Here is a 21,252-nt window from a genome sequence, read left to right on the forward strand (position 1 = left end):
CATATTTAAATAATTATACCAACCTGAGTAGCTATTACGTCAGATAGTTATTCTGGTTGGTACTTTCATTAAACGGTATTAATCATGATTACAAAAGCAGCGATTTATCATAGATCTCACTCAAGTTATTCTTATACTTATGATAAGGATACCCTCCACTTACGCATTCGCACCGCAAAAGGCGAAGTCAATAACGCCACACTAAGAATTGGAGACCCATACGATTGGACATCCGGTGGCGGTGGCGGCAACCTAAATGCAGAAGATGCAATGGGTTGGAGTGGCGGCGAAAACTTTGTCATGCAAAAAGAGTGTGAGACAGAACTGTTTGATTACTGGTTCTGCGAAGCACAGCCTCGATTTTTACGTGCTCGTTATGCTTTTATACTGGAAGGTAAAGAGAGCGAAACACTGCTCGTTACTGAAAAACAAATTTTCATTATTACTGATGATGCCGATCCAGTATTAAGCCAATTACTCAATTTTTACTGCTTCCCATACATGAACCCTATCGACGTATTTAGCCCACCACATTGGGTAAAAGAAACGGTTTGGTATCAAATTTTCCCTGAACGCTTTGCCAATGGTGATCCATCAATTTCACCTAAAAATGCACTGCCTTGGGGATCTGAAGATCCAAAAACAAACAGCTTCTTTGGTGGCGATTTACAAGGCGTCATTGATCACCTTGATTACTTGCAAGATCTCGGTATTACCGGCTTATATTTCACTCCAATTACGCAAGGCAAGACTAACCACAAATACGACACCGTTGATTATCTAAACGTTGACCCCGCTTTTGGTGACAACGACACTGTAAAAACGTTAATTTCGGAAGCCCATAAACGTGGGATGAAGGTAATGTTAGATGCCGTATTCAATCACATTGGTGCCGATTCTATTCAATGGCAAGATGTCATCAAAAACGGCAAGAACTCCAAATACATTGATTGGTTCTATGTTGAACAATTCCCTCTTGTGGACGAGTCTAAAAAAGATCAACACAGCAAGGAGTATCTCAACTATCGCGCCTTTGCCTTTGCGGAGAACATGCCAAAGTTGAATACCGAAAACCCAGAAGTCATGGAATATTTACTTGAAGTCGGTCGATACTGGGTACGTGATTTTGATATTGATGCGTGGCGCTTAGACGTTGCAAACGAAGTAGACCAACGTTTTTGGCGACGATTCAGAGATGAGTTAAAAGCTATCAAACCTGAGATCTATATTTTAGGTGAAGCATGGCATGACTCAATGAATTGGCTTGCTGGTGACCAATTTGATGCCGTAATGAATTACCCATTATCCGATGCCATGATAGGATTTTTTGCTAACGGAAATCTAAGTGCTAATCAGTTCAAATATGCCGTCAATGATGTCAATACCAGCTACCCTATTGCGGTTAATGAAGTGGCATTTTCATTATTAGATAGCCATGATACGGCTCGTATTCTTCATCGCTGTTCTGGTAATAAAGACAAAGTAAAACTGGCGTACTTATTCCAATTTACTCACAGCGGTACACCGTGTATTTATTATGGTAGTGAAATTGGCTTAGATGGCGGGGCTGATCCATTAAATCGTAAATGCATGATTTGGGATGAAACTCAGCATGATATGAACATGAAACATCACATCATGCAGATCATTAAATTACGCAAAAAACATCCCGTATTAAGCACTAATGGTATTAAATGGTTAATGGCGGACGATACTCAACAATCTCTGGTTTATCAAAAAGAAAATGGCACTGACTGCATTACCATTTTTATGAATAACAGTGAAAAATCAGTAGACATCATATTACCAAGCCTACTTTCCGAACAAAATGTTATTGATATTTATAACGAAATACCTTGCACATTGATGAAAGCAATAACATTGCCTCCATTTGGCTTCGCCATGTATCAAAACGAGTAGCAATCAGTAGAAATCCAATTATAAGCAACATAAAATAGCTCTTTCTTATCAAAGCAAAGAGCTATTATGTTTAAGTTAATGATTCAATTCATTCAAGTAGCTAAAACACAAAATGTCACTCAGGCAGCCAATAACCTCTGTTTAAGCCAGCCGACGTTAAGTCATAACATGCAAAAGCTAGAAGAGAAACTTGGCAGTAAGCTGTTTGATCGTAACTCAAAAGGGATCACTCTCACATCAAGTGGCGAGTTACTTTATGAGCAAGCAAAAATGATGCAAAATCTGTATGAAAACACGCTCAATAAACTAGAAAAAAATAAACTGAGACACCAGACTGAACTCAAAATTGGGTGCGGTGACGCGTGGTGGCATTTATTTATTCGTGATTACGTACAAGAATTTAAAGACACTTATCCTCACAGTAATATCTCAATTGATGTAGGTAATCACCTTCAATTAATGAATCTTCTTTTAAGTGATGAAATCAGTATTTTCGTTGGTCATGAGATATTAGGCTTAGCGCAATATGAAGACATCTTATTCCACCCTCTTTTTCAATGCAGTGAAGAAGTTTACGTAAGAAAGGGACATCCTTTACTTGAAATCACGTGCAGTAATGAAGACATTGCTCGCTTCCCATCCGTTGATTTAGGGGCAACAAAAAAACGCTTTTTGCATTTAGTTCAAAAACAAAATGAAGCGTTAAACTCCTTTCAAAAGCGTCATTATTTACAAGAAAAGGTTATCTACAATACCAACTCACTGTTAACCGCCATTGATTTACTGCAAAACAGTGATGCTATTTTGCCTTATCCAATTACAATGAGAGATTATTTTGATGGGTTTGATCTCGTTCCTTTACAGATGAAAGAGTGTTTTAGTAAAGCAACGATTGGCGCATATCTACACAAAGATAAATTACAAAATAAACAAAGCGTCGCACTATTAGAACAACTCAAAGAATTAATTAAAAAAAACCCAAAAATCAATGGGCCATTTTGATTTTTCTCGTCATTTTTTGAATCTAAAAAAGGAGAACATACGGTCTCCTTTTTTATATTTAGCTATTATAACCACATAGAATCTCGGTAAATATTACTTAAATAAACTCACTAGGTATTCCATATTTTCAGACAGTACTTCAGTATTTGAATAAATTCCGACTACGCCTTGTTTATTCTCTTTCATTGGTAAGGTGACAATGTTTTGCTGTGTCATTTTTTCTTTGATCTTATCGGTATAAGGCATAATGGCATCGCTCATTTTAAGCATATCAATACTGGCTTTTAGTGAGTCCAATTCATAAACCACTTTGGCTTGCTGCGCTTTGATTGCAAAGGTTTCAGCCCCTTTATCATTAAGTACTTTCCCGTCTCGACTATGATCTGGCGTTACTTTTATCTGTGGGTAATCATGCACGTTTAGTTCTCCTCTACTTAATAAAGGGTGCCCTTCTCGAACATATAAGGCTTCGCATTCAGTAAATAATGGAATAAACCGCACTCGGTTACGAGAATCAATATTTTCTATTTCATGACCGATAAATAGATCTATATCACCATTAAGCAAATGACTTAACATTGATAAGCCATTACCAAATTCAATATAAAGCGAATTATTGGGATGTGTCTCTATAAACTGTTTAATTACATCCGCAGCAAAACATTCCCACCACGCTTCACCAATACCGATTTTAATTTTACCTTGGCTGCGGGCTTTCATGTCTGAAAGTTGATGCATCATTTGGCCATGTTTTTCATAAATATCTTGTACATAGCGGTAGTAAACCCAGCCAGCACTGGTAAGTTCAACCCCTTTAGATTTACGATGAAACAATAACGTATCCAATAACGCTTCTAATTTTTGAATGGCCGTCGTTAACGTTGGTTGGCTAATGCACAATTTATCTGCCGCGGCTTTAATGCTTCCTTGGCGAGCCACTTCATAAAAGTAGCGATACTGCTTTTCCATCATTACTATCCATATCATAAGTTCAACTCTACCATACTCGTGATATAAATTTTTTCTATATCAGAGTTCAAATTATCAATTATTCATGCCGACTTAATTTCGCTATATTAACGTTACTTTCTTTAATGAATATTGGATATCAAGATGGAAAAACGTTGGTGGCATAACAGTGTGGTTTATCAAATTTACCCACGCAGCTTTTATGATTCAAATAATGATGGCATTGGTGATTTACAAGGCATTATCAGTAAACTCGATTACTTAACCACGCTTGGTATCGACGTTATTTGGCTCTCTCCTGTTTATCAGTCTCCAATGGATGATAACGGCTATGATATCTCTGATTATCAAGCCATTGCCGCTGAATTTGGTACAATGAATGACATGCGTGAGTTAATGCAAAAAGCAGAGCAACGTGGCATTAAAATCGTAATGGATTTAGTCGTTAACCATACCTCCGATGAGCACCCTTGGTTTGTTGAAGCAAAAAACAACAAAGACAGTGAATACCGTGATTTCTATATCTGGCGTGATGCTGGTGAAAACGGTGAAGCCCCAAGTGAGTTAGGCTCTATCTTTGGTGGGACTGCATGGGAATGGGATGAAGAGAATCAACAATACTATTTCCACTTATTTTCAAAACGTCAGCCAGATTTAAACTGGGAGAACCCAGCCGTTCATCAAAAAGTGTTTGATATGATGAACTGGTGGATAGACCAAGGTATTGGTGGTTTCCGTCTGGATGTGATTGATTTGATCGGTAAAGAAATCGACAAAAAGATCACGGGGAACGGGGAACGTCTTCACCCGCTTCTTCAACAAATGAACCAAGCCACTTTTGGTAATAAAGATCTCTTAACCGTGGGTGAAACATGGGATGCCACGCCAGAAACCGCGCAGCTTTATAGCAATCCTGCTCGTAACGAACTATCAATGGTGTTTCAGTTTGAACACATTACTCTGTTATGGGAAGACGGCGATAAGTGGAAACCAAAACCGTTAGATCTTAATGCCTTTAAGCAAGTGATGATTAAATGGCAGCTTGAGTTAAGCAATAATGGCTGGAACTCACTGTTTTGGAATAATCACGATTTGCCTCGTGTTGTTTCTAAGTATGGTTGTGATGGTCAATATCGTGTTGAATCCGCGAAGATGCTAGCAACAACCCTACATTTATTGAAAGGAACACCGTATATCTTCCAAGGTGAAGAGATTGGCATGACTAACGTGGCATTTGATACGTTAGAAGAATACAAAGATATTGAAACACTGAACTTCTATAAAATGAAAACTGAATCAGGCGTCAGTCATGAGACCATGATGAAAGGCATTCATGCCAATAGCCGTGATAATGCACGTACACCAATGCATTGGGATAATTCTGCGCACGCAGGTTTCACTCACGGATCGCCTTGGATCTCATTGAACCCGAATTTCCCTGAGATAAACGTTGCTGCGGCTTTGGAAGATAAAGATTCTATTTTCTATCATTACCAAAAACTGATCGCACTGAGAAAACAGAATCCTGTAATTGTGTATGGTGATTTCATTCCACTGTTTGAAGATCACCCTGCGGTATTTGCTTATGAACGTAAAGATGCAGATCAACATTTGGTTGTGCTAAATAACTTTACTGCCAAGCCTCAGACGTTAACTCTGCCTGAGCATTTAACGGGCAAAGAAGCAGAGTGTTTAATTGCAAATCTAGAACCAGTAATTCATTTTGGAGAGCAACTAGCACTCGCACCATATCAAAGTATTGTTGTAAGGATGTAAGCTAGATATCCACTTAATCGATACCCCCTCCCACTATAGCGCTCTATTACTTTACGAGTAAAATAGGGCGTTATTTTCTAAACTATCCACTCCAAATTAAATTTATTTATCGCTCTTCAAACCTCTCTCTTTAAATACATTTAAAGTACTGCCACTTACTGGTTTTTTCTTTCTAAAACATGTTAAATATATGTACCACACTAGATCTTAACGTATTATTTATTAATAACGTTGATGATTATTAATCTCCTTAAACACTCAATCGAATGACCGTCCCTAATATTTAGAAAAAGTGAACGAATACCCTCTTACTGATTATCGCCATGTAATAGTGCAGGTGTTTTTTATTATGCATAAAATGTAGAGTACGTATTATTTATCACTCTAATATATATTGTAGCAAACAAGAAAAAGAGTACGCTACTAACGCTTACTCATTCACTCTATTCCAAAAAACAGTCTAGAACATGAGTTCATATCGGAAGATTAAACGATTAATAACCTAAACAATGGCATCCTTAAAACCAGTTAGAATCAGAGATTAAAATATATTAGCAACAACGAAGAAAAAGCTAAAATATTATAAAGTATAATATGTAAAAAATACTCACCATCGATAGGTTCTTGATTTTTCATCACCATAAACTAGACAAAACAACACGTTAATTAAAAGTAATTATAAATAAAACACAGCGCTACATCATCAAAGAAAATGAGGGTACCGTCTAGAATCCAACGCCAAAAAGACGTAAACCAATCATGGTTTCTCTGTGTAAATAAACAATACAAACTGAACTATTTATCGTCAGTGAAGTCTACTATTAGCTAGATCACATTTTTGATTATTTCCAATTTTTTTATTTTCGCTATTTCAGCATTATTTTCAATTTTTAAATATCTCCTCACGTGACTCTTCTCTCATAAATAAATCCAATATCTACACCAAGTGTGATTTTTATCAACAGAAGACCTCCTGCCTCGTTTTCTCATCCCTAAGCCTACGCCCTCTCTTTTATAAAAGGAGGAGGAGTTAAACATTCTCATTTATTTTTAATCTGTATCTCGTTCAATAACGACGACGATGTTTACTTGCTTCCCTACACAGCTTTAGTTAAGTAAACATTTTCAAATCAAAATATCCTTTAAAAAGGAAATAGGATTTTAAGATGAAAATGAATAAATACACTTTGCTTGCTGCCGCTGTTTCTACAGCGTTATTTTCAGGCGCTGCTCTAGCAGAAACAGACATTGCTTTAGATGTGATTACGGGAGACGAAGCCGCTCCTCAAGTTGAAAAAGTAAATGGAACTGATGTATTAACAGATGGTTGGGAAATACACGGTTACGGGTCTATGAACTTCCGTATGGTCGATGGCGAAACAATAGATACTGAATTTGGTAAACCTGATTACCTAACGGCTGGTACTCACGGAAAAAGTACTAACCAAGTTGAATTTGTAATCAAAAAACACACCGAGCATGCGAATGGTGTTTGGTCTGACTTTGTTGTTCGTTCTGAATACGGTAACGGAAACTCTTATGCTTACTCATCTCCTGGTAGCCAAAAAGACAACACAACAGCCCAGTTTGAAATTAAAGAAACCTTTGTTGAGATTGGTGGCTTATCTTACCTAGGCGAAGATACCTCTATCTGGGGTGGCCAACGTTACCTAAACCGTGCTGCAGGACTTCTTTCTGGTGAATTTTGGAAACAATCATCAGGAGTTGGCGCAGGTATTCAAACTAAAATTGCTGGCAATACTGCAGGTTTTGCTATTGTAGCTGCGGATACTGATGGTGATATAAATAACGGTCCAGGTACTGATGGTCGACAAACGTTAACATCGCATGATTTATACTATTACGGTGTTGATGTTGGTTTTGGTAGCTTAGATTTTGATTTCAAATACATAACTCAAGCTAACGCTGAACATGATGATGGTATCGGTGCTTCTATCACATTAAACTCTAGCTACTACGGCTTAGATGGTTGGTCACAAACCGCTATCGCTTACGGTAAAGGTGCGGCTCAAAACCGAGGCGTAAACTTTGGTAGCTGGTCTGGTGGTGATGACAATGCAGAATCTTTATTCTTAACTTCTTATGGTGTCGTAAACATCTCTGAAAACTGGCAAATGGGTTCTGAAATCACTTATTTTGCAGCTCTAGATGAACTATTTGGTGCCAAAGATTTAAAGCGCTACCTAATTGCTGCTCGTCCATCATATAAAGTGAATGACAACCTACGTATCGAAATGACGGGTTCTTATGGTCACGAAGAAGGTGAAAACGGTTATTGGGGACGCACTGGAGACGCGGTAAAAAATACCTATTTAAATGCTGAATTAGCCGCTGCATTTACCGTTAATGCAGATTACTTTGGTCGACCACAAATCAAACCATACGTAAGCTACATTTCAGCTGATGATGAGGCAAGTGCAAGCCGTATTGGCATTAAAGATGGTAAATCAGAAACAATTATCGGTGTTCACACTGAAATTTGGTTCTAATTACTTTAAAATTAAAGGCAGCCAAGTCGGCTGCCTTTTTGCGTTTATTTATCTGATCATGGAGAATCTTGATGAACACCAAAAAATTATTACTTAGCTTATTTGTCGGCCTTTCTTTAACCGCATGTTCTTCGACAGAAATCATTCAAGAACCCATTGTTCCTATTACCTCTTCTGAAGTTTGTTGCAGTAACTTTTCTCAATTTCCATGGATCTCATTAAATACAACTGAAAATATCGATTTTCAACTCGATTCAGATTCACCCATCGGTCATTTCTCTGATGGTAATAGTTATTTTAATGCCTTCAAATTATCTGAACGTTCAGGAAAAGTGCAATTACGTCTTTCTAGTTTAATGATTAATGACTCGGTCGTTGCTCCTAAACTGATCGCGCTTGACGACCAGTTCAAAATTATCAGCACCACAAATTTAGAACAATTTAATATTAAAACGTCTGACGCTTTTACCCGTACTCAATTTCAATTAAATTTCAATCTTGATGCGACAAAAACCCCTTATTTTATTATTTACTCGTCAGAGGCTTATTTAGGTCAATCAATAAAAGTAAAACACCCAGCAAGAATCAGAGCTGAAGAATTAGGTGAAGCCATGCCAATGGTCACAGACCCGACTTATACCTATAAGCGTTTTGGAAAGCTAACCTTGTCAGTAAAAACACTGTCATTACATGCGCATAAAGCACCAAAACAGCAAATGACACCTCTCACTGTATCAGCTCAACCTGAGACTCAATCGTTTTACCATAATGCGATTATTGAAGCGGTGAAAACAAATGATATAACGAAAGCACTCGCCTTATTAGAAGAAGCAAAAGCATTAGGGATTAAAGATGCCAAAACGGTTTTTGTTAACGCGTTAGAAAGTAAAAAATAAAATAAAATAAACAGAACACAAAAAAGCCTTTAAGGATCATCTTTAAGGGCTTTTCCTGTTAGTAAAAACAAACAGAATGATATTTTTTAAAAATAAATAACTTCTGGTTAAGTCGATCACAATATGTACTTAGTAAATAATATTATTCTTCACTTAATTTATAACCTCTACTAATAAATATATGGGAATAATTAACCGTGAATAATATTAATACAATATTTAAACATTCTTATTTGGCTAAATCTATTTTAACAATAATAACATCCTCACTACTTTTTGGCTGCAATTCACCGTCTGAAGAGACCGAGCTTCCGGTTGAACAAAACAACACAATTAAAGTTTATTTTAAATCAATATCTGATCACTACGATAATGCCAGTTTATATGTTTGGAATGATGAAAACTGTGGTGCTTATGTTAATAAAACCCCAAATGCCAATGATTGGAATACAGGGTTAAAACCCGATGGTAAAGATTCGAAATTTGGAGTGTATTGGTCACTCAACGTAGATAAAACACACGCTTCTCAGTGTGTGAATTTTATTCCACGAATCGGCGAGAATAACGACAAACCTTTAGATGATTTCAACGGTAGAGTCGATTTATCCCAAACAAATGCTGAAGGGGAAGTATTCACACAAGAAGGAGTTGCTGCCGTTTACCCTGAGCTTATTCCAACTGGTGAGATTCCAGTGAATCATGCTCGTGTTTATATGAATACTCCTGATGGGGATACCAATGCATTCCGTCTTCATGTATGGAATGAAGGCTCGTGTACTAACCTTAACGGCATTAACTCAGCGTGGCCGGGAATTGAATCTTCAGGGGTTAGTGATACTTATGGTGTGTATTGGGATATTCCTATTAATGGTACTGATAATTGTTTAAATATTATCCCAAATACAAGACAAGACGGTGACTATCAAACCGCAAATTTAAAAATTGAATTTGATAAAACGACCGCAATAGGTAACGCCGCTTTCATTTTCAAAGGTACCGATAAAGTCTATTACGACCCGATGGCAAATAAACCCGTTAATTCAATCGAATTATTAGGAGCCAGTGCTATTTTCGCTAACGACAACACCCTACTCATAAACAGTAAAGAAGCGACTAAAATAGAGTTATATTATGCAAAAAATGCAGGGATGAGTTTTGATAGCAGAACCAGAAAAGTGCTTGGTTCCGATGGTGTGATTAACAGCAGTACATTAAGTCAATCTGAAGAATGGAAAGGTGCCGAAAAAAAACCACACCTAGCCTCTGATTTTATCGCTTTTGATATCGATTTTTCTCAATCAACCCTCTCTCTAAAAGAGGCATTAAAAGGGCAATTATTACTTGTTGCTTCTGATGATAACGGTGCAATTAAAGCGACCGAAGTTCAAATAGCCAGCGCCCTAGATTCACTGTATGCATCTCAAGCAACCAGCGAAAAATTTGGTGCCATTATTAATTTAAATAACAGCACAACATTCCGCCTATGGGCGCCAACGTCTCAGTCAGTTTCTTTGGTCTCTTATGACAACAACAAGCAAGAAAATAAAAAGATCCCAATGGTCTTTAACCAAACAACCGGCAGTTGGGTCGCTGAAGAGACAGAATTAACACACGGTGATTTCTATAAATACGAAGTCACTGTTTATCATCCTGCTACAGATAAAATTGAAACCTATCAAGTCACTGATCCTTATTCACTGAGTCTTTCAACCAATTCAGAATTAAGCCAGGTGATTGATTTAAATAATGCTGAAGTGGTGCCTACTGGTTGGAACAAACTCACCTCTCCTCATGCACAAAATAACCCTGCTGAATTTATTTTATATGAAGCTCACATACGTGATTTTTCAGCATTAGATCAATCAACCCCTACCAGTAACAGAGGAAAATATTCAGCGTTCAGTCAAGCTGATTCAGCACCCGTTAAGCACTTAAAGTCACTCTCTGACTCTGGCGTTTCACACTTACATTTATTACCAACTTTTGATATCGCGACCATTAATGAAGACACGACACAAGTCGCTAATATTGACGAATCATTCGTAAAATTATGCGGTTTAAAACCAACAATAAAAAATGACAATGATTTTGGTAGTTACTGCAATACAAACGACAGCATTGCCTCTGTATTTACGGCCATGCTAGTAAAAGATTCTCCAGAAAATGCAGTCATACAACGCTTAAATAGTTATGTACGTGATGTTGATGGTTTTAATTGGGGTTACGACCCATACCACTACACCGTCCCTGAAGGTTCTTACTCAAGTAACCCTGATGGTATGACTCGAATTAAAGAGTTCCGTGAAATGGTTATGGCCATAAAAAATGACATAGGAATGAATGTGGTCATGGATATTGTCTATAACCACACCAATGAAGCCGGTGTAAGCAATAAATCGGTTTTAGATCGCATTGTTCCTTGGTATTACCAACGCTTGAATGAAGTGACGGGTAGCGTCGAAAATTCAACCTGTTGTTCAAATACAGCACCAGAAAATGCCATGATGGGAAAATTAATCTCTGATTCATTAGTCGTTTGGGCCCAAGATTATAAAATCGATGCTTTCCGTTGGGATTTAATGGGACATCATCCAAAAACTCAAATTATGGACACACTTTCAGCGGTTCAAAAAGTAGACCCTAACACCTATTTCTACGGGGAAGGTTGGAATTTTGGTGAAGTAGAAAATGATCGTCAATTTACTCAAGCGACTCAATCAAATATGTACGGCACAGGCATAGGTACTTTTTCCGATCGCTTACGTGATTCCGTTCGTGGCGGTGGTCCATTCGATTCAGAAATGGGATTGCGTGAAAACCAAGGCTTTGGTAATGGTGCGTTTGTATTACCTAACGAACAGGATAAAACAAGCAAAGAAACAGCACTACACCTCGCTGATTTAACTCGTCTAGGTATGGCGGGCAACTTATCTGACTTCCTTTTTATTGACAGTAAAAATAACAGTATTAAAGGCTCAGAATTAGATTACAACGGTCAACCGGCTGGTTACGCAAAAGACGCATGGGAAATACAAAATTACGTCTCAAAGCATGACAACCAAACCTTATGGGACAACAACCAATATAAAATTGGTTACAGTGTTTCTGCGGAAATTAGAACTCGTATGCAAGCCGTTTCATTAGCAACTGCGATGCTCGGTCAGGGGATTCCATTTACCCATATGGGCAGTGAATTATTGCGTTCTAAATCAATGCAGCGCGATTCTTATGACTCAGGTGATTGGTACAACCGTGTCGATTTTACAGCACAAAATAATAACTGGGATGTGGGTTTACCCCGTGAAGATAAAGACGGAAGTAACTGGACGGTGATTCAAGATGTCATCGATAACTCTGCGGAGAATACCGTACCAACAGCCGAAAATATCGAAGCAATGAAAGCCTTCTATGAGGAGTTTGCATCATTGCGAGCCTCTTCAGGTTTACTTACCTTAGGCCATGGCAATGAAATTATTAAACGTGTGAAATTCCACAATACAGGCAACAGTCAAACCGTTGGTGTCATTGTAATGAGCATCGATAACAGCGGCAGTAACTACGACATCACTATTGACCAACAACGTGATGGTCTACTCATTGTGGTAAACGCAGCCCCAACAGCCATCCGTGAATTTGCTAACGTTGATGCAACTGGCTACACCCTTCACTCAATTCAAGCAACGAAAGGAAATAAATCAATTTCACAAAATAAGTTGGCCGTATCAAGTATTACTAACAATAAAATAAATACCCCTGCATGGTCTGTGGCCGTTTTTGAAAAACCTCATAATTAACACCACAATCTTCAGTAATAAAAGGGCTTCTTCATGATGATGTAGAAGCCTTTTCTCAGGTTACTCATAATCCTCAACCTCAACTTACTGAACAACGTAAATCCACGAGAAAAAGTAAGTGTGATCACTCTCTATCTATTAAAAATAATTAATTTAGCGATCGTTATTTGAACGATATGGTTAAAAACAAACAATAACGTTTGTTTTTCAGGCGGTTGAACTAAATTTCAGAGAAAATACTTTACAAGAAAACCAACTCACACTATGATACGCGGCATTGGAGGGATGGCTGAGTGGTCGAAAGCACCGGTCTTGAAAACCGGCAACCGTTAATAGCGGTTCTAGGGTTCAAATCCCTATCCCTCCACCAAATTAAAAGATTAAACCGCTGTTTTTACAGCGGTTTTTTTGTATCTGTACTATCGAAAATCACCTTGCACAGAAAGGTGGCACAGATGTACTTATTAAGACTCCCAAACAGCGTGTACTATACTCGCATCGCTACTCCAGTTTCACTCCGTGAAAGTGGTTATCCTAACGAACTAAAATTCTCCCTACTTACTCGTGAGCGTAAAACCGCTTATCGTCGAAACGTTGAGCAAGTTCAATTACTTCATGCATTGTTCGAGAAAGCCATTGCGTTCTCTTTAACGATTGTCGAGTTTAAAACTGAACTGGCTGAGTCGATTAACACCCTACGAGCCACTTATAACGCACAACCTGAAACGCAAACCAAAGCCCCTAAGCTTGTGGTAGATCCTTCACCAAAAATAAAAATTGCTACTCCCTTACTTGTTATTACCTCAGCTACGCTCACTGATTTTATTCAATCTAAAAAATTAGAAGGTGTCACACAACTCACCCTTACTCAGTTAGAGCAACGATGTAATGATTTTCTAGGCTATCTAAATGAATTAAATGCAGATAAGCCCACCAATAGTATTGCAATGCACTATCGAGACCGATTACTCAAACGCAAATTAAGCAGTAAGACCTTAAAAGATTATATTGCGGCAAATAGACAGTTTTTTAATTGGTGTTTAGCTCATGAACTTATTACGGCTAATCCATTTGCTGTCGTCAAAACATCCTCTAAAAATGCAAAGAGTGCTCAAGAGCAACGACAACGGTGGAAAACTGAGGATTTACAGAAATTATTCTCAAGCGACGCTTATCGCAAACAAAACACAGACTTTAAGTGGATAACCTTATTGATGCTTTATCAAGGTTGCAGGCCGTCAGAAGCTTGTCAGCTTCAAGTTCGGGATATCAAGCAAGGCGAACTGCCTTGCATCCAATTTTCGGATTCAGGTGATGAGCAGAAGCTGAAAAACCAGTTATCCAATAGAACCGTGCCCATTCATCAAACATTGTTAGATATGGGCTTCTTAGCCTTTGTGAAAGCTCTCCAGCGAGCAAAAGAAACACAGCTCTTTAATGTCAAACCTCGCGGTGCAGATAATGATTGGTCAAAGGATTACAGAAAGACATTCGGCAACATTCTTAATGACGTGGGCTTTAAAGCAGGACAGCGAGCAACCGCCTATTCATTCCGTCATACCTTTATTGATGAGTTAAAACGAGCGAATATCGAAGAGCATGTGGTTTCTGAAATTGTAGGCCATAAGCATCAAAACATGACCTATGGAAGATACGGTAAACGACTGGAGCCAGAGCAGCTTGTAGAGGCCGTAAATCTATTTCGTTTAGACGACATAGATATCACCTTAAGTGCATAGACAAGTATTGAGGACAACCTCGAAATAGGCGTTCACTGAAAGTGTGACGACAATGCAACCCGCTGCACGATAGCTGCGGGCAAGAGGAAATCCTCTTGACTCCTAGCCCACTAGCGCGGCAAGTAGCGTTGTTTAGAGCAAAAGGTCTTCATCTGGTGGTCTAACAGTTATGTCATTTTTACTCTCATTGCAAATTCTGATTATATTCTTATTTCAATGCTGACTTTTCATTCATGTGCAATCGCTTTTTCGAATATTCTCTTTAAAGTATTGTTAATCAATATTTTGCTTGAAGATAGATGATACACGCTATACAAAGTAGAGATAAAGCTTAAAATAGAATCGATTAAATTAATGGCAAAAGGCGAAAATTGGTTTGAATTTAAATAATGCACATGAAGGCTATGATTACCAAGATTTGATAACAAGCTACTTCATTTTAAAAGAAATTTTAGATGGTAATCTCGATAGTGTCTTTTCAATAGATAAAAAGAACACTACTGGTAGTATCCCTGATAGGTTTGATGACTTAGTCATTACTAATGGTGCCGAAATACAGCGGAAGCAGATTAAGTACAGTAATGACACAGTATCAAAAGTACTAATAAAAGATTATCTTTCAGGTGATTCTCATTACAAAATAGCAATCCATAAATTATTTGAAACGTGGCAAAACCTTAAAACGCCGAACACTGAATTTAGATTATGTTTAGCTTGGGACGAGCCAATTGCCGAAAATATTACAAAGGTTTTAGAGTTACAACCTGGCAGGTCATCATTTAACGATTTTCCAACAAAGGTTTTTAAAATTAACCTTGATCGTCTGTGGGACGAAAATCCAAAGAACTTTAATGGTTGGAGTAGTCTAAGCAACTATGTAAATGCCAATAATACAGATAGAAGTGAATTTAATACTTTTTGTAATGATTTACTTATTGAAGTTAACTTACCTAAAGCAAGTTTAGAGTTTAATAGGCCAAGTCAATTAGAAGAAATCTTAATAGAACAAGCTCGAAAATTAGGGATTGAACAATACCCTAATGATGATATTTATATCTCTGATTTTTTAGAAAGGTTAGCTAAAATATCTGGAGCGTATAGAACTCGCTCTGCTCAAATTTCAGCTAAAGATATACTTAGTGAACTACGAGTAAGAACTGATTTTGGCCGAATAGAGCAAAAATTCGAAATTGACCAAAATAAAAACATTACATCTGATAAAAAAAACAGCTTATTTATTGAAGATGTTATTGCAAACAATAAAACGTTATTGATCGGTGAACCTGGTTCAGGAAAATCATGGTTCTTAACAAACTTAATTGAGTATTTGACGAGGAAGGAGCATGTTGTAATAAGACATTATTGCTTTACTAGTACCAATGATTCATCTTTTGAGAAGAGGGTTAGCTCAGATGTTTTTTTTGGTAACTTAATAAGTGAGATCGGGGGGATTTTCCCTGAAATAATGTACAAAAAAAATAATGCACTAACGGCTAATTTAGAAGAATTAAATCTATTACTTTCTGCTATTGAGGTACCATTAATAATCATAGTTGACGGTTTAGATCATATTGATAGGGCTTTAAAAACCTCTGTTACTTTGTCTAAAGAAAAAACTAGGATTATTGGGCACATATCAGAGATCGAACTACCCGCTAACGTCAGTATTTTATTAGGCTCCCAGCCTACGGTCCAATTGGACACTTTAACAGAAAGTAATGATTTTATAAGAGTACAGTTACCTAAGTGGGATATTGAAAATACTAAGGAGCTGATGGAGAGGTTTGAATGTGAAGATATCCTAATTAATGGTCAAAATCTATCGACTCTACTTAATGAAAAAAGTGAAGGAAGCCCACTTTATCTGACTTATATACTAAAGACTCTTAATGATTATCAAGCTATTACTGAAGAGCTTATTGATAACCTGCCTAAATATGATTTTAACCTAAAAAACTATTATGAATATCTAACAAGTCAAATCGGCAATAATACAACGTCTGAAATATTATCTTGCTTAGAGTTCGCTGTTAGTAAAAAAGAACTCAAAGAAATAATACCGATGAAGCGTCATTTTACTTCTGACATGAAAGTGTTATCTCCTGTTATATCGGAAAATAGCTCTAGGGGGGGCTTAAAATTATATCATGATAGCTTTAGGAGGTTTAACATTGAGAAATTGTCTTCTATAGAAGACATTAAAGAGATATATGAATACATAGCAAATTGGTTAATTAATAATGACTTTTATGAAAATGATAAGTCTTACAGACATTTATTAAACTACTTAATCCTTTCAGAACGGTATGAAGATGCGAGTGCGTATGCAGAGAACAGTTTTTTATCCAAAAGTCTGTATCACGGTCATTCAGAGTCATTAATAAAGAGTAATTATAAAAATTTTTTACATGTGGCCGAGAAATCACAAGACTGGCCTCTTTTCATTTATGCTAGTGAGTTGCATAGAGCTATTTCAACAACTAACTCAGAGGAGCATCATAGTCAGTTTTTAGAAAATTTCGAGTTGTATTTTGAAGCAATTTGCTCTATCTACGGGACAGAAAAAGCTAATGCACTTTTATTTTTTAATGACGGAAAAAACTTTAGTGACAGAATTACAGCTAAAGGTTTTATGATTTTACAAAAATATGGCTATTCCCCACAGTGGGAAAAAGTCAAAAAGTTGTTTGAAAAGAGTATTGCACCAAATAACTTCAAATACTTTGTGAATTATTTGATACAAGAAAATAAAGATCTAAGTAGTTATTTTACTAAAGCAGTATCAATAGATAATACTGATTACCTGAAAATTTTCACTGTTGAGGTCTTTAAGCATAAAGGTTTTGAAGAGATACATAATCATTATCAACATATTGATAATGATGAAAATGAAACGATTGCCCTTATAATTAATGATGCTTTAGAGGGAACAAGTTGCAAGGAAAGGCTTCCTGTTAATATTGAGCAAACATATAAATTAGAACCTTTAGACTTAAGCTTCATTGATGGCTACATTAAGGAAAATGAACTAGATAGGTTTTATTTTAATGTAAAGCAACATGCACACTCTGCGATAGATACATTAACAGAATTCGAAAAAGGAATACCTTCAAGCAATTTTTTTCACAATTGGATAAAGTATTTTATTAGGTTATTGCTTATCGAAGCTAAGCCTTCCAATTTAGATAAAGAAAATGCAATTGTCGAAAATATTGATTTTTTAGCGAGTGATACAGCTCCCTATAAAGGTACGCCAAGAGCGATAGATTTTACTCATAGTAATGGCGGTTTGATTGATCGTACTATTATAAAAAGTCTAAGGTACATCGAGTCGAAAGATGCATGGGAACAGGTTGTTACAGCATTAAATAAAATTCCTTATCCAACTCTCTCTATAATAGAAAATAATTTTTTAAATGAAAATAACATCCATTTTATTCTTGGTACCTATAAATCTTTTGGGCAATCGGATAATGAATATTATAGTCAATATGCAGACTATTCATTCAAGAAATCTATTTACTATGGGAAAATAAATGAGCTAGATGAAGCAAAAAAGGAATTAGAAAAAGCACTCCAATTAATTACTAGTTATACCTTTCGTAAAGATACAACCCTCACAGAGGTCATCGAACCATTATCAGCTATTAACAACATTAATCCAGATTTCGCAAAGGACTATTCTAAAAGACTAAAGTACCTAACTGATGCCGTAATGAAGCATACGGAAGAAGGTAAAGGCATTAGATGGCTGACTATAGAGTGGTTTGAGCAATTTTTGAATATTGATTATGAGTTAGCCACTACGTACTTAGTTAATGAGTTTTTAACGAACGAGTATTTCTGGAAGCTAGATTACATGTTTGTTGCATACCTGAAAAAAAGTTATTCTGTTAACCCTTTAATTCTTAATTTTCTTTACAAATTGTCCCCAACAAATAATAGAGATGATTATCTCGACGGTTTTTTGAGTGTAATTACTCAGTTAGTAGATATAGATGAAAGGCAAGCGGGACTATCTTTAATCAACTTATCAGCAAGAGATTGGAATGATTCATCTCATACATTAACTGATAAAGTTGAAGCTAATTTTCATGAATTAATGACTCAATTTGGAATAGTCACGCCAATATCCAATAAAAATTCAAAAAATCAAACTTTAATTAGTACATCTACAAATCAAGAACTAAGCGTAAGCTTAATAGAATCATTTTGCAAAGAAGTGTCATTGAGAGATAAAAATGAAACTGAATTACTAGAATATTATGATAAAAAAGACAAGCTATCTGATGAAGATTTAAATTATCTTTATTTTTATTTGGAAGAGATTTGCAACGACCAGCTTGCAACGGAACTATTAATTCCAATTATAACAAAAAAATTCCCAAGTGATAGCGAAGAGCATTCTAAAAAAATCAGGGGTTTAATTGAACAATTGTCTTTGTCAGACGATATTAAAATTTTTCTATTTATTAATAATTTCATTTATTCTAAGGATGGTTGGTTTTCGAGCTTTGTTGACAAAGAATCATTAAAAAATGCTGTTAAAATTGATAAAAATGAATCATTAAGAGTATTGGCAAAATCGCTGCGTAAAATATTTTCTAATTCTGATTTTTTATATAAATACGTTGCCAATCTAATTATTGCATTTGAACATGCAGGCTTAGAAGATGAATCGACTTTATCAATGTACAAAAAGAGTTTTGACTTTATTGAAAATAGATTACCAGATAAAAATGATTTCAAATGGGAAAGTGTAGAGAGCGTCGAATTATCAGATATGAATCATGATGAACTAGCTATAGTAGTAATTCTTAGTAAAACAAAAAACTTAGATGCCTTTGTACAAAAGGATATCATTGTAGCTATTAGCTATCTCATGAAGCACGATGATACATTATTAATAAAACCCTTTAAGTGGTTTTTTAATAATATAGAGCGTTTTCATCAATTGTCGGTTTCAGGTATATTAGAACTTTTTGTCGTCGAAATAGAAAGCCACTCTGTATTTTTTAATAAGGTTAAAATTGAATTAAAGAAGGCTTTTGTTATTGAAAATTTATATATCCACAACACTCTACAAGATATTTTAGACGGATTAGATAATGAATGAGCAAATTTTAGATAGCATAAGTCGGAACAAATACCTTGTTTATTTAGACAATGTTGGAATTGATATTGATGTAATAAAAGAGGAAATAATAAAAAATGTTAACGAAGATGAAATGGAATTATTTGTCAATCGTTCTCATCAACGATTGTCTCCTAATGTGTACCTAGATAGCTTAGTATTTAAATACGTATGCAAGCATTTACATGACGAATATAAAAGCTCTCTGATTTTTGAAAGTGAAATAAAACTAGATATAAAAACAATTATTGCCACTTCTAAGTCCTTAATCCAAAGACCCAGAATACGAAAACCTTCTGATGTAGTGATGGGCTTTAAAGAGCCTGATTATGAAGAGGGCTTTAGAGTGATCTCAAGATTTGAAAGAGAATTAAGTGAAAATAATTATGGAGAAAGAGGGGAAAGCAAAGGTAGTGTAATATTTGAAGGTTTACTTCCATATAAAATAAAAATGAACCCTTTAGTTGAGAAATATTCGTCTAACCATATTTGGGAAAACAGCTACTACCTTGGAGAGCCTTTTATACAGGGCTTTAATGTAAGTATTAATAGCATCGAATCTCAATACGTTTTATGGATGAATAGCGAATTATTGAACATGCTTGGACTAAAATTAGATAATTACAATGAAGGTCTAAGGGCATTAAATAGCAATGATGAAATCGTTTTACAATTTAGATGTTGGAGAGAACAATTAATTGGTAATGGCGCTTCATTTGTTGGGATGGACTCAAATATTGCAAAGCTTGAAGGTTGTGATTTGATATTAAGAGAGGATTATTTTAGTAAACTTAAGAAAATCATTCCTAATGTCGTGTTTTATACGGACGTATTGTAACGCTGAAGTATCGAATAATTAAACAATCGGTTTTATTGCAAAATCAGTTACTTTTTTGTATTCGAAAGTAATTTTTTTATTAAGATAGTAAGTGATTGATATGACGGAAAATAAAAGAGCTAAAATTCTCTATAAACTCTTTATAGGTACTTATCAAAAGTGATTGCTTCAGTCTACGTCATACTCATTGTAATGTAACTTGTAGTAATGAAAACTTAAGCACTAAATGATTTCTATCCAAAAATAAGTTAACGCCAGTTGATGGTAATCGTTTGTTAGTAATGTTTGTTCCGTACAAACATTACTAACAAACAAACTTACCTAACATTGACCGATGCATTCTCAAACATATAATGCGAATAAACTATATTTACCCATAAAGTTGTAAACATCAGATAAATAATCGGATTTCCTTGACGGTTAACGATTTAATCGCTATTAATATGTACCAGACATACGGTTAAATTGATTTTCGAGAAAGACAGGTAACCTATTGTAATTACAGCATTTTCAGTTGACAGGTGTAGAGTTCAAATCCCTATCCCTCCACCACATTCTAAGCCCTAGCAGAAATGCTGGGGCTTTTTTGTATCTACTGCATTATAAATCACAACAATAAGTATTAAGCGAGACGATGTCTCTTTTCGTCCCGCTCAGAAACCAATCACACTATC

Annotated in this window: 10 protein-coding genes and 1 tRNA gene; 10 read left to right on the top strand and 1 reads right to left on the bottom strand. The window is 36.0% G+C overall.

Features of this window, described 5'->3' with window-relative positions; all coding sequences use genetic code 11:
* The first annotated feature begins 84 nt into the window (after window positions 1–84).
* Both A6E04_RS01060 and A6E04_RS01065 read left to right on the top strand, forming a co-directional pair.
* Window positions 85–1,920, top strand: a complete 1,836-nt coding sequence (locus A6E04_RS01060; RefSeq protein ID WP_065609456.1) for a glycoside hydrolase family 13 protein — start codon at window positions 85–87, stop codon at window positions 1,918–1,920.
* Between the two features lie 66 nt (window positions 1,921–1,986).
* Entirely contained in the window at window positions 1,987–2,922 is a 936-nt protein-coding gene (locus tag A6E04_RS01065; RefSeq protein WP_065609458.1) for a LysR family transcriptional regulator, read from the top strand.
* A gap of 93 nt (window positions 2,923–3,015) precedes the next feature.
* On the opposite strand, the gene A6E04_RS01070 is transcribed toward A6E04_RS01065, so the two are convergent.
* Window positions 3,016–3,891 carry a LysR family transcriptional regulator gene (locus A6E04_RS01070; RefSeq protein ID WP_065609460.1) on the bottom strand — a complete coding sequence of 292 codons (876 nt, stop codon included), beginning with the start codon at window positions 3,889–3,891 and terminating at the stop codon, window positions 3,016–3,018.
* Window positions 3,892–4,035: 144 nt separating this feature from the next.
* Between A6E04_RS01070 and A6E04_RS01075 the strand changes: the two genes are divergently transcribed.
* The 8 genes from A6E04_RS01075 to A6E04_RS01110 all read left to right on the top strand — a co-directional run bounded on the left by A6E04_RS01075 (window position 4,036) and on the right by A6E04_RS01110 (window position 20,578).
* Window positions 4,036–5,667 (top strand): glycoside hydrolase family 13 protein, encoded by a 1,632-nt coding sequence (locus A6E04_RS01075; protein ID WP_065609462.1) that lies wholly within the window; start codon window positions 4,036–4,038, stop codon window positions 5,665–5,667.
* Window positions 5,668–6,833: 1,166 nt separating this feature from the next.
* The gene (locus A6E04_RS01080) at window positions 6,834–8,177 is read left to right on the top strand and encodes a carbohydrate porin (protein WP_065609464.1); all 1,344 of its coding nucleotides are present in this window, start codon (window positions 6,834–6,836) and stop codon (window positions 8,175–8,177) included.
* A gap of 71 nt (window positions 8,178–8,248) precedes the next feature.
* Entirely contained in the window at window positions 8,249–9,073 is an 825-nt protein-coding gene (locus tag A6E04_RS01085) for a MalM family protein (protein ID WP_065609466.1), read from the top strand.
* Between the two features lie 197 nt (window positions 9,074–9,270).
* Window positions 9,271–12,867, top strand: coding sequence for a pullulanase-type alpha-1,6-glucosidase (pulA, locus tag A6E04_RS01090; RefSeq protein WP_083198863.1), 3,597 nt, complete (start codon window positions 9,271–9,273; stop codon window positions 12,865–12,867).
* A gap of 279 nt (window positions 12,868–13,146) precedes the next feature.
* Window positions 13,147–13,237 (top strand) — tRNA-Ser (locus A6E04_RS01095).
* Window positions 13,238–13,322: 85 nt separating this feature from the next.
* Window positions 13,323–14,606, top strand: a complete 1,284-nt coding sequence (locus A6E04_RS01100) for a tyrosine-type recombinase/integrase (RefSeq protein ID WP_065609468.1) — start codon at window positions 13,323–13,325, stop codon at window positions 14,604–14,606.
* A gap of 376 nt (window positions 14,607–14,982) precedes the next feature.
* Window positions 14,983–19,722, top strand: coding sequence for a P-loop domain-containing protein (locus tag A6E04_RS01105; protein ID WP_065609470.1), 4,740 nt, complete (start codon window positions 14,983–14,985; stop codon window positions 19,720–19,722).
* Window positions 19,715–20,578 carry a hypothetical protein gene (locus A6E04_RS01110; protein ID WP_065609472.1) on the top strand — a complete coding sequence of 288 codons (864 nt, stop codon included), beginning with the start codon at window positions 19,715–19,717 and terminating at the stop codon, window positions 20,576–20,578. Before A6E04_RS01105 ends, A6E04_RS01110 begins: the two co-directional genes overlap by 8 nt.
* The last annotated feature ends 674 nt before the right edge of the window (window positions 20,579–21,252 follow it).

The organism is Aliivibrio logei (genome assembly GCF_001691055.1).
Classification (GTDB): domain Bacteria; phylum Pseudomonadota; class Gammaproteobacteria; order Enterobacterales; family Vibrionaceae; genus Aliivibrio; species Aliivibrio salmonicida.

Coding starts and splice junctions, on each gene's coding strand:
- A6E04_RS01060 (WP_065609456.1), top strand. CDS start 85: ATGATTACAAAAGCAGCGATTTATCATAGATCTCACTCAAGTTATTCT.
- A6E04_RS01100 (WP_065609468.1), top strand. CDS start 13,323: ATGTACTTATTAAGACTCCCAAACAGCGTGTACTATACTCGCATCGCT.
- A6E04_RS01085 (WP_065609466.1), top strand. CDS start 8,249: ATGAACACCAAAAAATTATTACTTAGCTTATTTGTCGGCCTTTCTTTA.
- A6E04_RS01065 (WP_065609458.1), top strand. CDS start 1,987: ATGTTTAAGTTAATGATTCAATTCATTCAAGTAGCTAAAACACAAAAT.
- A6E04_RS01110 (WP_065609472.1), top strand. CDS start 19,715: ATGAATGAGCAAATTTTAGATAGCATAAGTCGGAACAAATACCTTGTT.
- A6E04_RS01080 (WP_065609464.1), top strand. CDS start 6,834: ATGAAAATGAATAAATACACTTTGCTTGCTGCCGCTGTTTCTACAGCG.
- A6E04_RS01075 (WP_065609462.1), top strand. CDS start 4,036: ATGGAAAAACGTTGGTGGCATAACAGTGTGGTTTATCAAATTTACCCA.
- A6E04_RS01070 (WP_065609460.1), bottom strand. CDS start 3,891: ATGGAAAAGCAGTATCGCTACTTTTATGAAGTGGCTCGCCAAGGAAGC.